Below are 22,573 nucleotides of genomic sequence, written 5' to 3'. Positions count from 1 at the left end.
AAACCACGTCAGCTTCACCTTGCCGTAGGTATGGTTACTGACTTCGTCAGTTTCATCTGCAACCTCAAAGCAGTGCTTTGAGCAACCTGCGGTTAGTTTCCTAGTTTGCTCTTTGATTTTCATTGAGTATAAGACGAAATTTCGCTTACTAGATAAACTTTTCTTCTATATATAGGAGCTAAGTCTTGACAGTTATGGCAAAATGGTTTACACTTTATAAAGTTTATTACTTTGAAAAGGTGTGATACTGTGGCTACGGCAACAAAAAAGAAAAAATCAACAGTTAAAAAAAATCTAGTAATCGTGGAGTCGCCTGCTAAGGCCAAAACGATTGAGAAATATCTAGGCAGAAACTACAAGGTTTTAGCCAGTGTCGGCCATATCCGTGATTTGAAGAAATCTAGTATGTCCGTCGATATTGAAAATAATTATGAACCGCAATATATCAATATCCGAGGAAAAGGGCCTCTTATCAATGACTTGAAAAAAGAAGCCAAAAAAGCTAATAAAGTCTTTCTGGCGAGTGACCCGGACCGTGAAGGAGAAGCGATTTCTTGGCATTTGGCTCACATTCTCAACTTAGATGAAAATGATGCCAACCGTGTGGTCTTCAATGAAATCACCAAGGATGCGGTCAAAAATGCTTTTAAAGAACCTCGCAAGATTAATATGGACTTGGTCGATGCTCAACAGGCTCGTCGTGTCCTGGACCGCTTGGTAGGCTATTCGATTTCTCCTATTTTGTGGAAGAAGGTCAAGAAGGGCTTGTCAGCAGGGCGCGTTCAGTCTATTGCGCTTAAGTTAATCATTGACCGTGAGAATGAAATTAATGCCTTCCAACCAGAAGAATATTGGACAATTGATGGTGTCTTTAAAAAGGGAACCAAGCAATTTCAGGCTTCCTTCTATGGAGTGGATGGCAAAAAGCTGAAATTGACTAGCAATGATGAGGTCAAGGAAGTCTTGTCTCGTCTGACTAGTAAAGACTTTTCAGTAGATCAGGTGGATAAGAAAGAGCGCAAACGCAATGCTCCTTTACCCTATACCACTTCATCTATGCAGATGGATGCTGCCAATAAAATCAATTTCCGTACTCGAAAAACCATGATGGTTGCCCAACAGCTCTATGAAGGAATTAATATCGGTTCTGGTGTTCAAGGTTTGATTACCTATATGCGTACCGATTCGACTCGTATCAGTCCAGTAGCGCAGAACGAAGCAGCAAGTTTCATTACGGATCGTTTTGGTAGCAAGTATTCTAAGCATGGTAGCAAGGTTAAAAATGCTTCTGGAGCTCAGGATGCCCATGAGGCGATTCGCCCGTCTAGCGTCTTTAATACACCTGAAAGTATTGCTAAGTATCTGGACAAGGATCAGCTCAAGCTTTATACCCTTATCTGGAATCGTTTTGTAGCGAGTCAGATGACAGCCGCTGTCTTTGATACCATGGCTGTTAAATTGTCTCAAAATGGGGTCCAATTTGCTGCTAATGGTAGTCAGGTTAAGTTTGATGGTTATCTTGCCATTTATAATGATTCTGACAAGAATAAAATGTTACCAGATATGGCTGTTGGAGATGTGGTCAAACAGGTCAATAGCAAACCAGAGCAACATTTTACTCAACCGCCTGCCCGTTATTCTGAAGCGACACTGATCAAGACCTTGGAGGAAAATGGGGTTGGACGTCCGTCAACCTACGCGCCAACCATTGAAACTATTCAGAAACGTTACTATGTTCGCCTTGCAGCCAAACGCTTTGAACCGACAGAGTTGGGAGAAATTGTTAATAAGCTCATCGTTGAATATTTCCCAGATATCGTAAACGTGACCTTTACAGCTGAAATGGAAGGCAAACTGGATGATGTCGAAGTCGGAAAAGAGCAGTGGCAACGTGTTATAGACGCCTTTTACAAACCATTCTCTAAAGAAGTCGCCAAGGCTGAAGAAGAAATGGAAAAAATCCAAATCAAGGATGAACCAGCTGGATTTGACTGTGAAGTGTGTGGCAGTCCAATGGTCATTAAACTTGGTCGTTTTGGTAAGTTCTACGCTTGTAGCAATTTCCCAGATTGCCGTCATACCCAAGCAATCGTGAAAGAAATCGGTGTTGAGTGTCCAAGTTGTCATCAGGGACAGATTATTGAGCGTAAAACAAAACGTAATCGCCTTTTCTATGGTTGCAATCGCTATCCAGACTGTGAGTTTACCTCTTGGGATAAGCCTGTTGGTCGTGACTGTCCAAAATGTGGCAACTTCCTCATGGAGAAAAAAGTCCGTGGTGGTGGCAAGCAGGTTGTTTGTAGCAAGGGTGACTACGAAGAAGAAAAGATTAAATAAGAGGAGAGTCCTGAAAGTGAATTTCAGGCTCTTTTTGGTTGGAGCTTGACAAAATTCACCATTGTATGCGAAACTAGAAGAAGATTATTTTAACGAGGAGAAGTTATGCGTCTTATCTATTTGATAATTGGTTTTTTATCACTGGCTTTGGCTATTGTTGGGGTAGTTTTACCCTTGTTGCCTACAACGCCTTTTCTTTTGTTGTCTATTGCTTGTTTCTCAAGAAGTTCCAAGCGCTTCGAAGATTGGCTTTATCATACCAAGCTCTATCAAGCATATGTAGCTGATTTTCGCGAGACTAAGTCTATTGCCCGTGAACGTAAGAAAAAAATCATCGTATCTATCTACATCTTGATGGGAATTTCCATTTATTTTGCCCCTCTTTTACCAGTCAAAATCGGTCTAGGAGCCTTGACCATCTTTATCACTTATTATCTCTTCAAGGTCATTCCAGACAAAGAATAGTTAAAATAGTAGTTATTTGCCTTGATAAAATTGAAAGCATATTCACAACAATATGATATAATAAATTTAAAGTAATCTTCAAGGAGAATCAAATGATTTACGAATTTTGTGCTGAAAATGTGACCTTGCTTGAAAAAGCGATGCAGGCTGGAGCTCGTCGAATCGAACTCTGTGACAATCTAGCAGTTGGTGGGACAACGCCCAGCTATGGAGTGACCAAGGCAGCGGTTGAATTGGCAGCTAACTACGATACGACCATCATGACCATGATTCGTCCACGTGGTGGCGACTTTGTTTATAATGATATGGAAATTGCAATCATGCTAGAAGACATTCGATTGACTGCTCAGGCTGAAAGTCAAGGGGTTGTATTTGGGGCTTTAACTGCTGATAAGAAGTTGGATAAGCCTAATCTTGAAAAGTTAATTGCGGCATCAAAAGGTATGGAAATTGTCTTTCACATGGCCTTTGATGAATTGAGTGATGATGATCAACTGGAAGCTATTGACTGGCTTAGTCAAGCTGGAGTCACTCGTATCCTAACTCGTGCTGGTGTGTCTGGCGATTCACTAGAGAAACGTTTTGCTCACTATCACAGAATTTTGGAACATGCTAAAGGTAAGATTGAAATTCTACCAGGTGGGGGGATTGACCTTGACAACCGTCAAACCTTTATTGACCAACTGGGCGTGACACAATTGCACGGAACCAAGGTTGTCTTTTAAAAAATAGAAAGGAACTGCTAGCTTTGGGTAGCAGTTTTCACTTATGTTTGAAATTTTTAAATCCTATCAGTTTAATCAAGAAAAGGCTCATGATTATGGTTTTGTAGAAAATGGTGGAGTGTGGACCTATAGTTGCCAAATTTTGCAGGATGACTTTGTCATGACTGTGTCCATCACTACTGATAATGTGAGTTTTCAAGTCTTTGACCAGGAGACTGGTGACCTCTATCCTCAAGTTCATATGGAAAGTATGACAGGAAGTTTTGTTGCAAGTGTCCGTGAGGCTTGTCTGGAGATTCTCTACCAGATTCGGAAGGCTTGTTTTGAGGTACAGGATTTTATCTGCCCTCAGACTAAGCGAATCATGACTCAAGTTCAGGAAAAGTATGGTAATCAGTTGGAGTATTTGTGGGAGAAATCGCCTGATACGGCAGTGTTAAGACATGAAGGCAATAAAAAGTGGTATGCCGTCTTGATGAAAATCTCTTGGGATAAGCTGGAAAAGGGCAGAGAAGGACAGGTGGAAGCAGTCAACCTCAAACATGACCAAGTAGCTGACTTACTTTCAAAAAAGGGCATTTATCCAGCTTTTCATATGAATAAACGATACTGGATTAGTGCGGCCCTTGATGATACTTTGTCAGATGAAATGGTACTGGAATTGATAGAAAAAAGTTGGAACTTAACCACTAAAAAATGAAACATTTCAAGATTTTTCAAGAACTTTCAATTAGCAAAATATTCTTTACTGAAGAAATTTTCAGAAAATATTGGATTTTTTCTTGACAAGTACTTTTGCCTATGCTAAAATACTAAACAAGATATCAAACGAAGGAGAAAGTCAAATATGAAAACAGCTAAGTTTAATCAATTCGCTTTGTTGTTGAGGTACTCGGTCTAGTGCAAAAAGCATTAGTCCTGTTTGGCTTACCAAGCGGGAGTGAATCAACATCTCGCTTGGACTTCTAAGCGAGATGTTTTTTTAAAACCACATTTGGAAAAGGGGAAATCTTATGAGAACAGTTGAATTTCTAGATACCAGCCTTAGGGATGGAGAACAGACACCAGGTGTTAACTTTTCAATCAAGGAAAAAATTGCCATAGCAAGACAGCTGGAGAAATGGGGTATTTCAGCCATCGAAGCTGGTTTTCCAGCGGCTAGCCCAGACTCATTTACGGCAGTGCAGGAGATTGCTAAGGTCTTGAAGAAAACGGCGGTGACTGGTTTGGCACGTTCGGTCAAGTCTGATATTGATGCTTGTTATGAGGCCCTCAAGGACGCCAAGTATCCACAAGTTCACGTTTTTATTGCTACAAGTCCGATTCATCGTAAGTATAAGCTCAATAAGAGCAAGGAAGAGATTTTGGAAGCAATTAGTGAGCATGTTTACTATGCCTGTTCTAAGTTTGAGGTTGTCGAGTTCTCTCCAGAGGATGCGACCAGAACAGAGTTGGATTTCCTCTTGCAAGTTGTTCAAACAGCGGTTGATGCAGGGGCGTCTTATATCAATATCCCTGATACGGTAGGATTTACCACACCAGAGGAATACGGTGCTATCTTCAAATACTTGATTGAGAATGTCAAGACAGATCGTCAGATTATCTATTCACCACACTGTCATGATGACCTCGGAATGGCAGTAGCTAATAGCCTTGCTGCTGTTAAGAATGGGGCAGGACGGGTCGAAGGAACCATCAATGGTATCGGGGAGCGAGCTGGAAATGCTGCTTTAGAAGAAATTGCAGTAGCCCTCAATATTCGCCAAGATTACTACCAAGCAGAAACCAGTATTGTCCTAAATGAGACCATCAATACGTCAGAAATGGTTTCTCGCTTCTCAGGTATCCCAGTTCCTAAAAACAAGGCTGTGGTCGGTGGCAATGCCTTCTCTCACGAATCTGGTATTCACCAAGATGGAGTTCTTAAAAATCCTCTTACTTATGAGATTATCACCCCTGAATTGGTTGGTGTTAAGAGTAATAGTCTTCCGCTTGGAAAATTGTCTGGTCGCCATGCCTTTGTTGAGAAACTAAGAGAATTGGCCCTAGATTTTACAGAAGAGGATATCAAACCACTCTTTGCGAAGTTCAAGGCGCTGGCAGACAAGAAGCAAGAAATCACAGATGCAGATATTAGAGCGCTGGTCGCTGGAACTATGGTTGAAAACCCAGAAGGCTTCCACTTTGATGATTTACAACTGCAAACCCATGCAGATAATGACATTGAAGCGCTTGTTAGCCTGGCTAATATGGATGGTGAGAAAGTCGAATTTAATGCGACAGGACAAGGTTCTGTTGAGGCTATCTTCAACGCTATTGACAAATTCTTCAATCAATCCGTCCGCTTGGTGTCCTATACCATTGATGCCGTGACAGATGGAATTGATGCCCAGGCTCGGGTATTAGTCACTGTTGAAAACAGAGATACAGAAACCATCTTTAACGCAGCAGGTCTTGATTTCGATGTGTTGAAGGCTTCGGCTATTGCTTACATCAATGCCAATACCTTTGTTCAAAAAGAGAATGCTGGTGAGATGGGACGTAGCGTTTCCTATCGCGATATGCCTAGTGTGTAAAGGAGAAAACTATGACAAAGAAAATAGTAACTCTAGCAGGGGACGGAATTGGCCCAGAAATCATGGAGGCTGGGTTAGAAGTCCTGGAAGCGCTAGCTGAAAAAACAGGTTTTGACTATGAGATTGATAGACGACCTTTTGGAGGTGCAGGTATCGATGCTGCAGGGCATCCCTTACCTGATGAAACCCTCAAGGTATGTCGTGAAGCAGATGCCATTCTCCTAGCGGCTATCGGTAGTCCTCAGTATGATGGAGCAGTGGTTCGGCCTGAACAAGGCTTGTTAGCTCTCCGTAAGGAACTCAATCTTTACGCTAATATTCGCCCTGTAAAAATCTTTGACAGTCTCAAGCATTTGTCACCACTCAAACCGGAACGAATTGCTGGTGTAGACTTTGTCGTAGTGCGTGAGTTGACAGGCGGGATTTACTTTGGAGATCATATTCTTGAAGAGCGAAAAGCGCGTGATATCAACGACTATAGCTATGAGGAAGTAGAGCGGATTATTCGTAAGGCCTTTGAAATTGCAAGAAATCGCAGAAAAATTGTTACTAGTATTGATAAGCAAAATGTTCTAGCGACATCAAAACTCTGGCGGAAAGTAGCTGAGAAGGTATCACAGGATTTCCCAGATGTGACCTTGGAGCACCAGTTGGTGGACTCAGCTGCCATGCTCATGATTACCAATCCTGCTAAGTTTGATGTCATCGTGACAGAAAATCTTTTCGGAGATATTCTCTCGGATGAATCAAGCGTTCTATCTGGCACACTTGGAGTTATGCCATCAGCCAGTCATTCTGAAAATGGACCAAGTCTCTATGAACCTATTCACGGTTCAGCACCTGATATTGCTGGTCAAGGCATTGCCAATCCTATCTCCATGATTTTATCAGTGGCCATGATGTTGAGAGATAGTTTTGGTCGTTATGAGGATGCAGAGCGTATTGAGCGTGCTGTTGAAGCTAGTTTAGCGGCTGGCATTTTAACAAGAGATATAGGTGGACAGGCTTCGACTAAGGAAATGACGGAAGCTATTATTGCAAGGTTATGAAGTTAGACGAAAAAATTACTCTAGTCCTTTTGATTTGGAATGTCATGGTTTTCTTGATTTATGGTATTGACAAATCTAAGGCAAGGAGAAGAGTTTGGCGCATCCCTGAGAAAATCTTACTTATTTTAGCTTTTACTTGTGGTGGTTTTGGGGGCTGGTTAGCAGGAATCATCTTTCACCACAAGACTCGAAAATGGTATTTTAAAACAGTTTGGTTTCTCGGAATGGTGTCCACACTAGTAGCCTTATATTTTATTTGGAGGTAATGGATGGCAGGAAAATCGATTTTTGATAAATTATGGGACCGTCATGTCATCACAGGAGAAGAGGGGCAGCCCCAACTCATGTATGTGGATCAGCACTATATTCATGAAGTGACCAGCCCTCAGGCTTTTCAAGGATTACGAGACGCAGGTCGTAGATTGAGACGACCAGAATTGACATTTGGAACCTTTGACCACAATGTCCCGACAGTCAATATCTACGATATTAGAGATGTCATTTCTAAGGCACAAATTGATAAGCTGGCTGAAAATGTTGAGGAATTTGGGATCGAACATGCTGCCCACGGTTCTGAAAAGCAAGGAATCGTTCACATGGTTGGTCCAGAAACAGGAAGGACCCAACCAGGAAAATTCATAGTCTGTGGAGACAGCCATACGGCAACCCACGGAGCATTTGGAGCTATCGCCTTTGGAATTGGGACCAGTGAAGTTGAGCATGTTTTTGCGACACAGACCCTCTGGCAGGTTAAACCCAAGAAAATGCTGGTAGAATTCACTGGTGTTCCTCAAAAAGGAGTTTATTCCAAGGATTACATTCTCGCCTTGATTGCCAAGTACGGTGTTGCCTGTGGTGTCGGCTATGTAGTGGAATATCGGGGACAGGCAATTGATGCACTGAGCATGGAAGAGCGAATGACTATCTGCAATATGTCCATCGAGTTTGGATCCAAGATGGGAATCATGAATCCGGACCAAACCACCTATGATTATCTCAAGGGACGCGAGTGTGTTCCAGAGAATTTTGAATTGGCTGTGGCGGATTGGAAAACAATTGTCAGTGATGATGATGCCGTTTACGATAAGGTCATCCAGATGGATGTCTCAGACTTGGCTCCCATGGTAACCTGGGGCACCAATCCTGCTATGGGCGTTGACTTTGACAGTAGTTTCCCAGAAATTAAGGATATGAATGATGAACGAGCCTACAATTACATGGACTTGGAGCCTGGTCAAAAGCCAGCTGATATTGAACTAGGCTATATCTTTATCGGTTCTTGTACCAATGCTCGTCTCAGCGACTTGCAACTGGCTGCGCGATTTGTCAAAGGAAAGAAAATAGCTCCTAACTTAACGGCTATCGTGGTTCCAGGCTCTCGTCCTGTGAAACGAGCTGCTGAGAAGTTGGGCTTGGACAAGGTCTTTCTAGATGCTGGCTTTGAGTGGAGAGACCCAGGTTGCTCTATGTGCCTAGGGATGAATCCTGACAAGGTACCAGATGGTGTCCACTGCGCTTCAACCAGCAACCGTAACTTTGAAGACAGACAAGGCTTTGGTGCTAAGACTCATCTCTGTAGTCCAGCTATGGCAGCTGCGGCAGCTATTGCAGGACGCTTCGTAGATGTTCGGCAAATGCCAGAAGCCCAGTAAGGAGAGGATATGGAGAAATTCACAGTTTATACAGGAACGACCGTTCCTCTTATGAATGATAACATTGACACCGACCAAATCCTTCCCAAGCAGTTTCTAAAGTTAATTGATAAAAAAGGCTTTGGTAAGTATCTCATGTATGCTTGGCGTTATCTGGACGATCTCTATACTGAGGACCCAGACTTTGTTTTTAACCGACCTGAATATCGGAAAGCTAGTATTCTCATCTCAGGGGATAACTTTGGGGCAGGGTCTTCGAGGGAACACGCAGCTTGGGCTTTAGCGGACTATGGTTTTAAGGTCGTGATTGCAGGATCTTTCGGTGATATTCATTACAATAATGAACTCAATAATGGCATGTTGCCTATTGTTCAGCCCAGAGAGGTTCGAGAGAAACTAGCTCAGCTACAACCAAGTGACCAGGTAACTGTGGACTTGGAACAACAAAAAATCATCTCACCAGTTGGAGAATTCACTTTTGAAATTGATAGCGAGTGGAAACACAAACTCTTAAATGGTTTGGATGATATCGGTATTACCTTGCAGTATGAAGATTTGATTGCTGCTTATGAAAAACAACGACCAGCCTACTGGCAGGATTAGAAAAATAGAAAAGGAAATAGAACTATGACAAAACACATTCAATGGAACGGAACACTTTCACAAGAAGGCTATGATATTTTAAAAGGTGAGGGCGGATGTATCGTTTGCCCTACAAAAGTTGGTTACATAATCATGACTAGCGATAAGGCTGGTCTTGAACGTAAGTTTGAAGCCAAAGAACGTAACCGTAACAAACCAGGTGTTGTTCTCTGTGGTAGCATGGATGAGCTTCGCGCCTTAGCACAACTCAACCCAGAAATTGAAGCCTTCTACCAAAAACATTGGGATGAAGATATTCTTCTTGGTTGTATCCTTCCTTGGAAACCAGAAGCTTTTGAAAAACTCAAAGCATACGGTGATGGTCGTGAAGAGCTGATGACTGACGTGCGTGGTACTAGCTGTTTCGTTATCAAGTTTGGGAAAGCTGGTGAACAATTGGCTGCCAAACTTTGGGAAGAAGGCAAGATGGTTTATGCCTCATCAGCTAACCCATCTGGAAAAGGAAACCGTGGTAAGGTAGAAGGTATCGGAGAACGCATCGAAGGGGCAGTTGACCTTGTTATCGAGGCAGACGACTACGTTGCATCTATCCAACCTGACAAAACGATTGAAACTCGCTACGAGCAAGGTGTGATGGTCTCTATGGTCGATAAAGACGGCAAACTCATCCCAGAACAAGGAGAAGCACGTTCAACTTCACCAGCTCCAGTTGTAATCCGCAAAGGGCTTGACATTGATAAGATTATGATGCACCTGTCAGACACCTTTAACTCATGGGACTACCGTCAGGGAGAGTATTATTAGAATGTAGAAGAAGTGGGGAGAAAATAATCTCTCTTCTTTCTTTTGTTGTTTATATCATAAAATCCGAACAATATATTTTAATTTATAACATTATTTGACAAAAACTGTACTTTAGTTTATAATGAACTAAGGAAACGTCGGGAAAGGCGTAGTGATGCGAGAGCATAGGTAGGTCATTACAAAAGAAATGAGACATCGATATGTTAAATGAATTTCCAATTTTTGATTACGAAGATATTCAATTGATCCCAAATAAATGTGTGATTAAAAGCCGTGCAGAAGCGGATACAAGTGTCACTCTAGGAAATCACACCTTTAAACTACCTGTTGTGCCAGCTAATATGCAGACGATTTTGGATGAAAATGTAGCAGAGCAACTGGCTAAAGGTGGTTATTTCTACATTATGCATCGTTTTGATGAGGCAGGACGTATTCCTTTTATTAAGCGCATGCATGAGCAAGGGCTCATTGCTTCTATCTCTGTCGGTGTTAAGGATTATGAGTATGATTTTGTCAGCCAGCTCAAGGCTGATGCTCCTGAGTACATCACGATTGATATTGCCCATGGTCATGCGGATAGCGTGATTTCTATGATTCAACACATCAAGAAAGAATTACCAGATACTTTTGTTATTGCTGGAAATGTAGGAACACCAGAAGCCGTGCGTGAACTTGAAAATGCTGGTGCGGATGCTACTAAGGTCGGAATCGGTCCTGGTAAGGTTTGTATCACCAAGGTCAAGACTGGTTTTGGTACAGGGGGCTGGCAATTGGCTGCTCTACGCTGGTGTGCCAAGGCTGCACGTAAACCGATTATCGCTGATGGAGGAATTCGTACTCACGGCGATATTGCTAAGTCTATCCGTTTTGGTGCTAGTATGGTTATGATTGGCTCCCTCTTTGCAGGACACATCGAAAGTCCAGGGAACACGATTGAAGTCGATGGCGAACAGTTCAAAGAGTACTATGGTTCAGCTTCACAATATCAAAAAGGTGCTTATAAAAACGTCGAAGGAAAACGCATCTTGCTTCCAGCCAAAGGTCATCTGCAAGACACTTTAACTGAGATGGAACAAGACCTTCAAAGTGCGATTTCCTATGCAGGTGGACGTCAGGTTGCTGACCTTAAACACGTTGATTATGTTATCGTGAAAAACTCTATCTGGAATGGGGATGCTTCCCACTAAGACGGGCTATCCGGCTAGAAAAAAACTTGTTATTAGAGCAAATTTCTGTTATAATAAAACAAGTTTCCACCCTTAGTGTAATGGATATCACGTAAGATTCCGGTTCTTGAGATGGGGGTTCGATTCCCTCAGGGTGGATGTAAATAGCTCAGGAGTCTGAGTAGAAATATAAAAGATAAAGACGCATTATATCATGTCTAGACAAGAAGACCTTGATATGATGTGTTTTATGTTTTTATATTCGATAAATTATTTAACAGCCCTCTTTCTGATATTATACGTTAGAGGCAGTAATATACATAAGAAATAAAATATTTCGGGTGTCAAACTTGTCTAATTATGAGCAAAATGATATACTAAAATCAATAACCTGTTTTTCTTTCTCATTTAGTTACTCAGGTTAATATATATATATATATATATATATATATATGGAGTGTTAAAAATGTTTTCAAATAAAAAAGAAATTTTTTCTATTCGTAAATTAAAAAACGGTCGTTCAGACTCAGTAAAAATAGGAACTCTTGGGCTCATTATGGGTGCTGCTATCGCTTTGTCTGTCAATACTCAGTCTGTAGAAGCTGCTATTATTGATAATAAAGATGGGACAACTACTATATCAAATAGTAAGGGCTCTATTACAGTAGACACAGCAAATGTGAAAATTGAGAGTGATGATTATAGTGATGGTGGGCTTGCTTCAAAAGATTTTGATCCTAATCCCAAACCGACAGAAACAGGTACGGAAGAAATTACTAAAACCGGTAAGGTAGACTACAAATATGTCTCAACTGATAAAACGGTTTTAGAAGAAAATAAAAATCAAGATGCAGGCTTTAAAAAACAAATTACGGTAGGTTACGAAGTATACGGAAAATCAGGAAAAGTCTTCAAAACATTAACAGGTAACAACATTACCGATGATGAGTTAGCTAAGGCAAAAGAGAACGGTGCAGTAGGAAAAGATACGATTGAAAAAGATGGCACTACGTATCATAAAATTGGGGATCCAGCTGTAGAAATTACAGGTGATGGAGGAGGGGTATACTCTGACTCTACTCTTGGAACTGTGACTGCAAAACTAACTTCTGAAGGTCTTATTCAAAATGATGGGAAAATTAACCACAGTGGGGTTAAACCAGGAGGTCGTACTTGGATTGTCGAAGAAACTGGTAAGGGGACTTACGGCAAATATGTAGTAGCCAACACGCCAGCTACTAGCTCTGATAAATGGTTAGAGGACACCTTCAAGGCGGGAGAAGCCACAGCAAAAGATTATACTTCTACGAATATCGCTGCAGATGGTGGCATCAAGGAAGGTGATTATGTTGTCGTATTAGAAAAAAATACCTTTGTAACAGCTGGACATGACATAACGAGTTTTACCTATGTCGTGCAGTTTCCTACAGCAAATAATATATCTAGTCTTCATGAATTGTATGAGGCAATCAATGCTCACAAAGACAATCCCGATGGCCTTAGTCATGAAGGAACTAGAACTTTTTTAAAAGGCTATTTAGCTTACATCAAAGAAAAAGGTTTGCAAAATACAGAAGGGAATATGAAAAGATACCTTGCGTTTTCATATCTCAATCAACCTGGAGTCGAAGACTCAGACAAGGAAGATACCCTGGATTCCGAAAAGAGACCAACTACTGCTACAATATTTGATCCCGATAAAGACATCAATGTAAGTAATGAATCTGGATATGACGAAGGAGATGGGTATGAACTCTACTTCAATCTAATCGTTAAAGGCCCTGTTAGTGAGAAGTATAACTATCGTACAGCCTATACACCGCTTCGTGCTTATCGTTTAGGTAGTGGTCGTACTACTATCACCTACACTTATAGTCCTGAAGTAACTCGTAGAGTTGAAAAGAAAGGCTCGGTTACCGTACATTATCAAACAGAAGATGGAACAACTCTTAAATCGTCATATAATGATACTGTTGATGCTGTAGTAGAAGTTGAAACAAAAACTTATTATCTTGATGCGAATAATCAAGAAGTAGTTGTTAGTACAAACAAAACTGCAGAGAACGTTCAATATAATACAAAAGAAAGCGATGCAGAAAAACCTCAAAGATTAGAAGCAAATGGTTCTGTTTACTATTTAGACGAGACTAAAACAAAAACTACAGTAAATGGTGTAGCTACAAATTCAGCAATAGAAGAAGGACCTGTTGTAGAAGGAACTACAGATGTAACTTATGTCTATGAAAAAGCTGGATCAGTCCTTGTTCACTATGTTGATACAGAAGGCCATCCTCTCCAAGGAACCAATGAAAATCAACAACCAGTGACTCAAACGGTTACGGATACTGATAATGCCAAAGCAGGTTCAGACTACGATACACAAGATCATAAACCAACAAGCATTACTACAGCAGATGGTAAAGTTTATCAACTGGTTCCTCAAAGTACTAGAGGAAATGAGACAGGTAAGGTTGTCGCAGGCCAAACTCTTGAAGTCACTTATGTTTATAAAGAAGTTAAAGGGAATGTTCTAGTTAAATACGTAGATGAAAAAGGAACTCCACTAGCAGGAACAGCTTCAATGCCTGGAAATACAACAGAAGCAGTAACAGCAGACGGAGTAAAAGCAGTCACTGAAGCAGGGTTAGGCACAAGGTATGATAATAAAGTAGCTGAGAAAAAAGCGACTAAGATTACAACAGCAGATGGAAAAGTATATGAACTTGTAAAAGAAAATAATGGATTATACAATACATCAGAGCCTGAAACAGGAACAGTAACAGAAGCTGATAAAGTAGTAACATTCGTCTACAAAGAGAAAAAATCAGCAGTAAATGTGAAGTATGTTGATAAAGCTGGACAACCAATCGCTGGAACAGCAACAATGCCTAATAATTCAACTGAAGAAGTAACAGTTGATGGATTAAAACCTGTAACAGATGCAAGTGTAAATTCTGACTATGATGTTACTAGTAAAAAAGCATCTAAGATTACCACAGCAGATGGAAAAGTTTATCGACTAATTGGTTTACAAGCAGGATCTAAACCAGCAGCTGGTACAGTAGAAGAGAACGAAATCACTGTAACTTATCAGTATGAGTTACTAGGAAGTGTAGTGACTAAATATGAATTATCAGATGGTACGAAATTAACAGGTGCATTAACATTTGATAATGCTACAACTCCAACTACAGTAGAAGACAAAGGTTTAGCTGTTGCCAATGCGACAGATGTATCAAATGGTACCAATTATGACGCAAGCACTTCAGCTAATAAGCCGAACAAGATTACAACAGCAACTGGAGAAGTATATTACTTAACAACTTCAAATGACGGAGTAAAAGCAGATTCAGCACCAGTTACTGGAACAGTAGAAGAAGGTAAAACAAAAGAAGTTACTTATGTCTACGAAAAAGCTGGATCAGTAGTGATTAAATACATTAATACTGACGGTACTGAAATTAAAACATCTGTACAAGATTCTACAAATGTTAAAGCAGGAACAGCATATAACGCAGCTGAAAATGATGAAAAACCAGCAACAATTGAATTTAACAACACGAAATATAAACTAGTTACCAAAGCAGGTACTACTACAACTAATGCAACTTACTCTGCCGAAGCAGTCGTAACAAACGGAGAAAACGTTGGAACTGTGGAAGGGCAAGTAGTAGCAGGAAAAACACTTGAAGTAACATATGTTTATACAGAAGTAACTGGAGACGTAGTGGTTCACTATGTTGACACAGAAGGTAATGTAATCGCTGAAGATAAAGAAGATACTAAAGGTGCTTCTCTAAACGCTAAATACGACACAACTGACAACAAGCCAGAGAAAATCGAAAAAGACGGAACTGTGTACTACTTAACAGAAAAAGCTCTTAAAGATGATTCTAAACCAGAAGAAGGTCTTGTTGTAGAAGGAACTACAGAAGTAACCTATGTCTATGAAAAAGCCGGATCAGTAGTAGTTCATTATACAGATCAAGAAGGTAATCCAATATCAGGAACAGATCCAGAAGGAAATAATGTCCCTGAAACTAATAATGATACAACAGATGGTAGACCAGGAACAGAATACAACACATCTGATAACGGAATGAAACCAAACCGTATTAAAACTGCAGAAGGAAAAGTATACGAATTAGTACCTGCTTCTACAATCGGAAATGAAACTGGTAAAGTAGTAGCTGGAGATACTGTAGAAGTAACATACGTGTATAAAGAAGTAAAAGGTAACGTAGTCGTTAAGTATGAAGATACTGAAGGTAACGTAATCGCTGAAGACGAAAAAGACGAAACAGATGCTTCTCTAAACGTTAAATACGATACAACAGACCACAAAAAAGATGAAATTACTAAAGACGGTGTTAAATATTACCTAACAGCTAAAGCACTTAAAGACGGTTCTAAAGAAACTGGAGACGTAGTAGAAGGTACAACAGAAGTAACTTATGTTTACGAAAAAGCAGGACAAGTAGTCGTTAACTATCAAACAGAAGATGGAACTCCATTAGTAGGTGTTGATCCAGCTGGTGCTAATGTAGCTTCAGGTGCTAAAGATACTGTTGATGGAAGACCTGGCTCAGCATACGACACTTCTGATAATGGAATGAAACCAAACCGTATTACAACTGCAGAAGGAAAAGTATATGAACTAGTACCAGCATCAACTAAAGGTGACGAAACAGGTACAGTAGTAGCTGGAGAAACTAAAACAGTAACATACGTTTACAAAGAAGTAACTGGAGACGTAGTAGTTCACTATGTTGACACAGAAGGTAATGTAATCGCTGAAGATAAAGAAGATACTAAAGGTGCTTCTCTAAACGCTAAATACGACACAACTGACAACAAACCAGAGAAAATCGAAAAAGACGGAACTGTGTACTACTTAACAGAAAAAGCTCTTAAAGATGATTCTAAACCAGAAAACGGAGACGTAGTAGAAGGTAAAACAGAAGTAACTTACGTTTACGAAAAAGCAGGACAAGTAGTAGTTCACTATGTAGACGAAGCTGGAAATATACTTCAAGCAGACGCTGTTGATACTAAAGATGGTAAACCAAATTCAGACTACAACACATCTGATAACGGAATGAAACCAACTCGTATCACAACTGCTGAAGGAAAAGTATACAAATTGGTCGAAGCTTCAACTAAAGGAAATGAAACAGGTAAGGTTGTAGCAGGACAAACTCTTGAAGTAACATACGTTTATAAAGAAGTAACTGGAGATGTAGTAGTTCACTACGTTGACACAGCAGGTAACGTAATCGCTGAAGATAAAGAAGATACTAAAGGTGCTTCTCTGAACGCTAAATACGATACAACTGACAATAAACCAGCTACAATCACTACAAAAGATGGTAAGAAATACGCATTAGTACCAACTGCAACTAAAGGTGCTGAAAACGGAAAAGTAACAGAAGGAACAACAGAAGTTACTTACGTTTATAAAGAAGTAACTGGTGATGTAGTGGTTCACTACGTTGATACAGAAGGTAACGTAATTGCTGAAGATAAAGAAGACACTAAAGGTGCCTCTCTAAACGCTAAATACGATACAACTGACAATAAACCAGCTACAATCACTACAAAAGATGGTAAGAAATACGCATTAGTACCAACTGCAACTAAAGGTGCTGAAAACGGAAAAGTAACAGAAGGAACAACAGAAGTTACTTACGTTTATAAAGAAGTAACTGGTGATGTAGTGGTTCACTACGTTGATACAGAAGGTAACGTAATTGCTGAAGATAAAGAAGACACTAAAGGTGCCTCTCTAAACGCTAAATACGATACAACTGATAATAAACCAGAGAAAATCGAAAAATCCGGAATTGTTTACTACTTAACAGAAAAAGCTCTTAAAGACGGTTCTAAACCTGAAACAGGAGACGTAGTAGAAGGAACAACAGAAGTAACCTATGTCTATGAAAAAGCCGGTTCAGTCCTTGTTCATTATGTTGATACAGAAGGCAATCCTCTTCAAGGAACCAATGAAAATCAACAACCAGTGACTCCAACGGTTACGGATACTGATAATGCCAAAGCCGGAACTGACTACGATACAAGAGATCAAAAACCAACAAGCATAACTACAGCAGATGGTAAAGTATATAAACTGGTTCCTCAAAGTACTAAAGGTGATGAAACAGGCAAGGTTGTAGCAGGTCAAACTCTTGAAGTCACTTATGTTTACATTCTGGAAAAAGCCGTACCAGAGCCTAAGCCAGAACCAAAACCAGAGCCTAAACCAGAGCCTAAGCCAGAACCAAAACCAGAGCCTAAACCAGAGCCTAAACCAGAGCCTAAGCCAGAACCAAAACCAGAAAATTCAAATAGTATCCAGCCAGAATCAAAGACATCAGAAGAAAAACTACCAAATACTGGTACAGAAAAAGATACTAATGGATCAACTATGGGATTACTAGCTATGGTAACAGGATTGGCATTAGGGTTATTTAAGAAAAAAGAAGAATCAGAATAATCTCAATGTTATGTTATCTATGTAATCATTCAGGGCATCTATTTAATTATTTTCAAATAGATTATTGAGCATGATTTGATTTTTAATAGCTTCTAAATAAAATATTCTATACTACTATATTTGGAATTTTTATAAGAAATTATTTTATATCGAGATTTGATGATACTGATAGAAAATTATTATTTTAAAGTAACTCTATCAGAACTTCAATTTTAAGAGATGAAAAATCTTTTCTCCCTTTTGTGAGGGGAGATTTTTCACTTTTGTCAAATGAAAATAGGGGAGAGAAATATGTCAAGAATTATTACGCTTCATTCTTTTACAGAAATACAGAGATATGGTTTTGAAACTACTCAGTTTTATCGAGCACGTATAGCAAGATATCTAGGAATAGATTATCTCCATCTTCTGACAAATCCTCAAGTTAGACCTGACTGGAAAGCTGATTTAAAAAAACTTGGATTTTTAGAAAAGGAATTAATCTGTGTTCCTCATAGTTTTTCCGATATAGGGCATGATTCCTTATCGGTTAAGCCTGAAACTCTCAATTTATCAGATAGTGATACGCTTGAACTCACTGCAGATGGTTTTGTCTCTTCTCTTACGTTAGGAGATGGCTCAGGTCGTTACTATTATACAAGTGGTCCATTTCTGTTTGAGAGTTTTAAGAAAAAAGAGTTACAGTGGTTTCATAAAAACGGAGACTTAGCGCTCGAGGGACGTTTCATAGACCCATTCATAGAACCTTCTCCTGTTTCTTTATTTTATCCTGAATATATTTTTCGAAAAGATGGAGTTATTTACTCTGAAGAAGATTTACTTATCAAATTTTTGGTTGATATAGCTCAGGATACAGACTTAATTATTCGCGATCAACAAAGTATACCAAAGCCTAGTCTATGGAGATATATGGAAAACACTGGTAAGAATTACTATGAAGTGATTCATTCAAATGTTTTAATGAATATATCACATGCTAATTTAAGGAAAAAGAATAACTATCTAGTTGCAAGTGAATCGCTAACAGAATCATTGCGTCAACTAGATTATAACGCGAGATTTTTAGCTCCCATTTTTACAGAAAAGAAAGGGGAAGTTAAAGATATTGGTCCTATTTTAGACTATTGTTTAGTAGGGCATATGGAGGAAATAAAGAATATTGATCTGGTTATTGAAGTTTTTACGGAATTGTATAAACGCGGCTCAAATGTTCATATTACCTTTTATGGTGGATCGGAAAAAAGATTACAGCAACTTCGGAATCAGTATAACCTTCCACCAATAATTCAATTAAAAGGTATCGTTAACGAAGTGCCTTATCATCTGCACCAATGCTATCTGTCTGCTAGTTATACTGAGTTATTTTCAAATGCCTGTGTAGAAGCTTTGAGCCATGGTTTACTAGCCTTGCTATCAGATGTTGATATTGCTCATCGTTTTTATGCTGGCCAGTCCAATGCCATCAACTTGTTTAAAACTAAATCAGAGTTGATCCAAAAGATAGAAGAGATGGAGCAGACGGGCTATCGCCAGTCAAATGCAGAAAATATCGCCCTAGCGGCTCACTATTCACTAGGGACAGTGGCCCAAAGCTATCGCGAACTACTAGATAGGAACTTTTAGGATGTTGGGAATTCTAGTTACCCTATTGCTCTATTTCTGCTTGATTTCCTGGATTGCCTATCGGAAAAAAGGGAGTGAAAAGGACTATTATCAGGTTAAGAAAGCTGTTCCAGTGACAGTTTTGTCCTTCTCAGTCTTTGCGACCTTGCTCAGCCCTATTTCCTTGCTGACTCTGGTGGGGAATGCCTATACAGGTAGGTCCTATCTCTGGTTTGCTCAGTGCGGGATTTTTCTAGCTATTCCATTGGCTCATTGCTATTTTCTGCCCCTCTATCAAAAGAGAAACTACGAGACAGCCTATCATCTTTTAGAGGACAAGTTTCAATCGACTGGCATTCGTTCACTGGCATCAGCTCTTTTCATCCTCTACCAATTGGGGCGAATAGCAGTGGTGACCTACTTGTTGTCTCAGGCCTTAGAGCCTTTTATCCCTATCAATCAGCTGGTCTTGTCAGGTTTACTCCTTCTTTTGACGGTCTATTATCTGGCAAGGGGTGGTCTCTTGGCTGTGCTGTGGACGGATTTTTTTCAAGGATTGGTCCTACTGGCTATACTGGCCCTCTTTCTACCAAGAATTGCCCAATCAGGTCTTGTCATGAACAGTAGTCAACAGCTATTTCACTTCGTAGAGACGCTGGATGGGAAGACGGTCTTTATCTTAGTTGCAGGAGCAGGTTTTAGTAGCTTGTTTTCCTACGTTTCTTCGCAAGATATCGTCCAACGTTTTAATAGCAAGATGGAGAGTCGAAAAATTGGAAAAATCATATGGCTACAGGGACTCTTGTCCTTTGGGATTGCTAGTTTACTCTATATGATTGGCTGCTTGATTCGTCAGGAAAATTTTGCCACCACATCGACCAATCCCGTTCTTATTGCTTATGCTAGGGAAGGTCTGGTGCCTTGGTTTGGTAGTTTCATCATGCTGGCTCTTTTGGCAGCAGGCCAATCCACAGTTTCATCCAGTATGAATGCAATCGCGACCTGTTTGAAGTTGGATTTTGCTTGGTCAAAGATTCGCTGGTCGCCAAGCCTCCTATCCTTTGTCTTAGCAGGTCTGTCCTGGCTCCTCTGCCTCTTGCTCATGAATGCAGAAATCTACTCCATCTACGAATGGATTAACGGCTTTATGGGTCTGACTTTAGGTGTGATTGGTGGTTTGTATCTCTTGGTCTTACTCCTCAGAAGACCGAACTTACAGTTAGCCAAAATCTATCTGGTCTCTAGTCTAGGAGCCTTGGTTATCTATCATTACAGTGGCTTTTTTGCCAACCCCAATCCCTGGTTAAATAGCATCATCACTACCCTATCTGCCCTTTTTATCTCAATTCTAGGAAGACTATATGAAAGCAACATCTAACCCCATAGCCGTCATTTTGATCCGTTCGGGTTCACGCGGCTTAGTGGATAAAAATATCAAACCGCTAGCAGGCAAACCCTTGGTTTTCTATACTATAGAAGTCGCTCTAGCCTCCAAGCTATTTAGTGACATCTGGGTCTCCTCAGATTCACTAGCCTATTTAGAACTCTGTCATCAAGCCTATCCAGAGATTCGTTGTGTCCACAGACCAAAAGAATTGGCTTTGGCAACAACGTCTAGCTTAGAAACTTTACGAGACTTTTTACAGCCCTTTGAGGAAGAGCAGGTCTTTGTGAATCTACAGGTGACCTCACCCCTGAGAGAGGTGGAGCACCTCGTCGAGTCCTATCAACTCTACTGTCAGTCTGGAGCAGACCATTTGATTTCCTGTGTCAAGGCGGACAAGAGTCGTAGTCTTTTCTTGCAGTTGGAGGAGTCGCCTTTTATCCGTCCGCCTCAGGTTTCCAAGCACTATGCTCGGCAAAAAGAGCCCGTCTATTACTATCCCAACGGTAGTATCTGGATTTCTCGCAAGGATCGTTACCTACGAGATGAGACCTTTTATACAGACAAGACAGTAGCCTATGAAATGCCCAAACTCTATTCTTATGATATCGACGATGCATTGGACTTTGAAGTCGTTGAGACCTTACTACACCATCACTACCTAGGAGAATCAAAGAAATGAAACACCTCATCATTGCCACAACGCCCTTGCAGGCCAAGATTGCACAGCATATCAAAGGATTCTATCCTGATCAGGACTTTGTTAGCCTTTATGTCAGTCCTGTAAAAAATGCTCGTCAGGAGCATTATGCTAAGAATTTTGACCATGTTCACTATCCTCAGGATGCAGAGGACTTGGCTCAGATTTGTCAGGAGCTTGCCGGCGACTATGACACCATCTTTTATGCTAGTTTTGACAATAGCTTGATTCTGGACTTGGTTGCTAGTTCAAATTACCAGCACCTCATGAGTTTTGATGATGGCTATGCGGATATTTACCCTTTGGGAATGTATGCCCTCCCTCTTCAACCTATTCAGGTGGGACCTTTGGGCTTGACCAGAGATGACTTGATTGAGCGGACGGAAAAGCACTATACCCTCTATCGCAGTGACTACCATGTCGTAGCTAGAGAAAAGCTTGTTTATCTGGAGCATTTTTTTGACCTGCCACAAGCACCCGTCTCAAATGGTAAGACGGTCAAGGTCCTGTTGGGGCAAAAGTTCTCTGAAGAGGACGATCAGATCTCCATCCGTTTTATCAGTACCTATGCCAAGGCTTTGGCAATTGATCTCTATCTGCCTCATCCAAAGGAAACCTTCACTATTCCAAACGTGACTTACTTGGAGACGGAACTGATCTTTGAAGATGTCCTAGCCCAACTCTTTCAAGAATACGAGTTCGTTCAGGTCTATCACTTCACCTCGTCTGTCAGCCTCCATTTGAAAGACCTGCCCCATGTGACCATCACAGGCATTTCCCTCCCCTACTATGAGGATCGTCAAAAAGAATTGCGACGCTTAGGTTGTCAGTTTGAAACGATTTCCCTTGGCTGGTAGCTTAAAGTAAATAACTTTTACCCGTTATTCTAATATTTTTCCATTTTAATAGTAGTCGATAAGTTCCCTTTAGTCTCTTGTTTTCTCCCGTTTTAAAGTGACTCAGGGGGCTTTTTTTGATATAATAAAAAGGACTGTTATCAGTTAGAAAGAGGTTGGT

16 protein-coding genes and 1 tRNA gene are annotated in these 22,573 nt (G+C 40.4%); all 17 read left to right on the top strand.

Annotated elements, in window-relative coordinates; translation table 11 throughout:
• The first annotated feature begins 249 nt into the window (after nt 1-249).
• The 17 genes from topA (at nt 250) to B7699_RS04965 (ending at nt 22,413) form a co-directional block, all read left to right on the top strand.
• On the top strand, nt 250-2,337 hold the full coding sequence (gene topA, locus B7699_RS05045; protein WP_084927331.1) for a type I DNA topoisomerase: 2,088 nt from the start codon (nt 250-252) through the stop codon (nt 2,335-2,337).
• Between the two features lie 105 nt (nt 2,338-2,442).
• A complete protein-coding gene (locus B7699_RS05040) occupies nt 2,443-2,802 on the top strand; it encodes a YbaN family protein (protein WP_001237214.1) in 360 nt (119 codons plus the stop codon).
• Nucleotides 2,803-2,894: 92 nt separating this feature from the next.
• Nucleotides 2,895-3,527 carry a copper homeostasis protein CutC gene (locus B7699_RS05035; protein ID WP_084927330.1) on the top strand — a complete coding sequence of 211 codons (633 nt, stop codon included), beginning with the start codon at nt 2,895-2,897 and terminating at the stop codon, nt 3,525-3,527.
• 43 nt (nt 3,528-3,570) lie between these two features.
• Entirely contained in the window at nt 3,571-4,227 is a 657-nt protein-coding gene (locus B7699_RS05030) for an MmcQ/YjbR family DNA-binding protein (RefSeq protein ID WP_084927329.1), read from the top strand.
• A 313-nt stretch (nt 4,228-4,540) separates the two neighbouring features.
• Nucleotides 4,541-6,103, top strand: a complete 1,563-nt coding sequence (locus B7699_RS05025; RefSeq protein WP_084927328.1) for a 2-isopropylmalate synthase — start codon at nt 4,541-4,543, stop codon at nt 6,101-6,103.
• An 11-nt stretch (nt 6,104-6,114) separates the two neighbouring features.
• Nucleotides 6,115-7,152 carry a 3-isopropylmalate dehydrogenase gene (leuB, locus tag B7699_RS05020; RefSeq protein ID WP_084927327.1) on the top strand — a complete coding sequence of 346 codons (1,038 nt, stop codon included), beginning with the start codon at nt 6,115-6,117 and terminating at the stop codon, nt 7,150-7,152.
• On the top strand, nt 7,149-7,418 hold the full coding sequence (locus tag B7699_RS05015; RefSeq protein ID WP_084927326.1) for a DUF1294 domain-containing protein: 270 nt from the start codon (nt 7,149-7,151) through the stop codon (nt 7,416-7,418). Before leuB ends, B7699_RS05015 begins: the two co-directional genes overlap by 4 nt.
• Nucleotides 7,419-7,421: 3 nt before the next feature.
• Nucleotides 7,422-8,804 carry a 3-isopropylmalate dehydratase large subunit gene (gene leuC / locus B7699_RS05010; protein ID WP_084927325.1) on the top strand — a complete coding sequence of 461 codons (1,383 nt, stop codon included), beginning with the start codon at nt 7,422-7,424 and terminating at the stop codon, nt 8,802-8,804.
• Between the two features lie 9 nt (nt 8,805-8,813).
• On the top strand, nt 8,814-9,407 hold the full coding sequence (gene leuD, locus B7699_RS05005) for a 3-isopropylmalate dehydratase small subunit (RefSeq protein ID WP_023933062.1): 594 nt from the start codon (nt 8,814-8,816) through the stop codon (nt 9,405-9,407).
• 24 nt (nt 9,408-9,431) lie between these two features.
• Nucleotides 9,432-10,211 carry an L-threonylcarbamoyladenylate synthase gene (locus B7699_RS05000; protein ID WP_084927324.1) on the top strand — a complete coding sequence of 260 codons (780 nt, stop codon included), beginning with the start codon at nt 9,432-9,434 and terminating at the stop codon, nt 10,209-10,211.
• A 200-nt stretch (nt 10,212-10,411) separates the two neighbouring features.
• Nucleotides 10,412-11,398: a GMP reductase gene (locus tag B7699_RS04995; RefSeq protein ID WP_020901437.1), complete on the top strand. Its 987-nt coding sequence runs from the start codon at nt 10,412-10,414 to the stop codon at nt 11,396-11,398.
• Nucleotides 11,399-11,464: 66 nt separating this feature from the next.
• Nucleotides 11,465-11,536, top strand: a tRNA-Arg gene (locus B7699_RS04990).
• A gap of 307 nt (nt 11,537-11,843) precedes the next feature.
• Nucleotides 11,844-17,870, top strand: coding sequence for a MucBP domain-containing protein (locus B7699_RS04985; protein ID WP_084927323.1), 6,027 nt, complete (start codon nt 11,844-11,846; stop codon nt 17,868-17,870).
• Between the two features lie 291 nt (nt 17,871-18,161).
• Nucleotides 18,162-19,493, top strand: a complete 1,332-nt coding sequence (locus B7699_RS04980; RefSeq protein ID WP_049551233.1) for a glycosyltransferase — start codon at nt 18,162-18,164, stop codon at nt 19,491-19,493.
• 1 nt (nt 19,494) lies between these two features.
• On the top strand, nt 19,495-20,850 hold the full coding sequence (locus B7699_RS04975; RefSeq protein WP_049551232.1) for a sodium:solute symporter family transporter: 1,356 nt from the start codon (nt 19,495-19,497) through the stop codon (nt 20,848-20,850).
• On the top strand, nt 20,834-21,538 hold the full coding sequence (locus B7699_RS04970) for an acylneuraminate cytidylyltransferase family protein (protein ID WP_084927322.1): 705 nt from the start codon (nt 20,834-20,836) through the stop codon (nt 21,536-21,538). Before B7699_RS04975 ends, B7699_RS04970 begins: the two co-directional genes overlap by 17 nt.
• Nucleotides 21,535-22,413, top strand: coding sequence for a glycosyltransferase family 52 (locus tag B7699_RS04965; protein ID WP_049551230.1), 879 nt, complete (start codon nt 21,535-21,537; stop codon nt 22,411-22,413). Before B7699_RS04970 ends, B7699_RS04965 begins: the two co-directional genes overlap by 4 nt.
• The last annotated feature ends 160 nt before the right edge of the window (nt 22,414-22,573 follow it).

Origin of the sequence: Streptococcus mitis, assembly GCF_002096835.1 — a bacterium.
GTDB lineage: Bacteria > Bacillota > Bacilli > Lactobacillales > Streptococcaceae > Streptococcus > Streptococcus mitis_W.
Note: the sequence above shows the minus strand (reverse complement) of the source record. Positions and strands in the feature narration are given on the sequence as shown.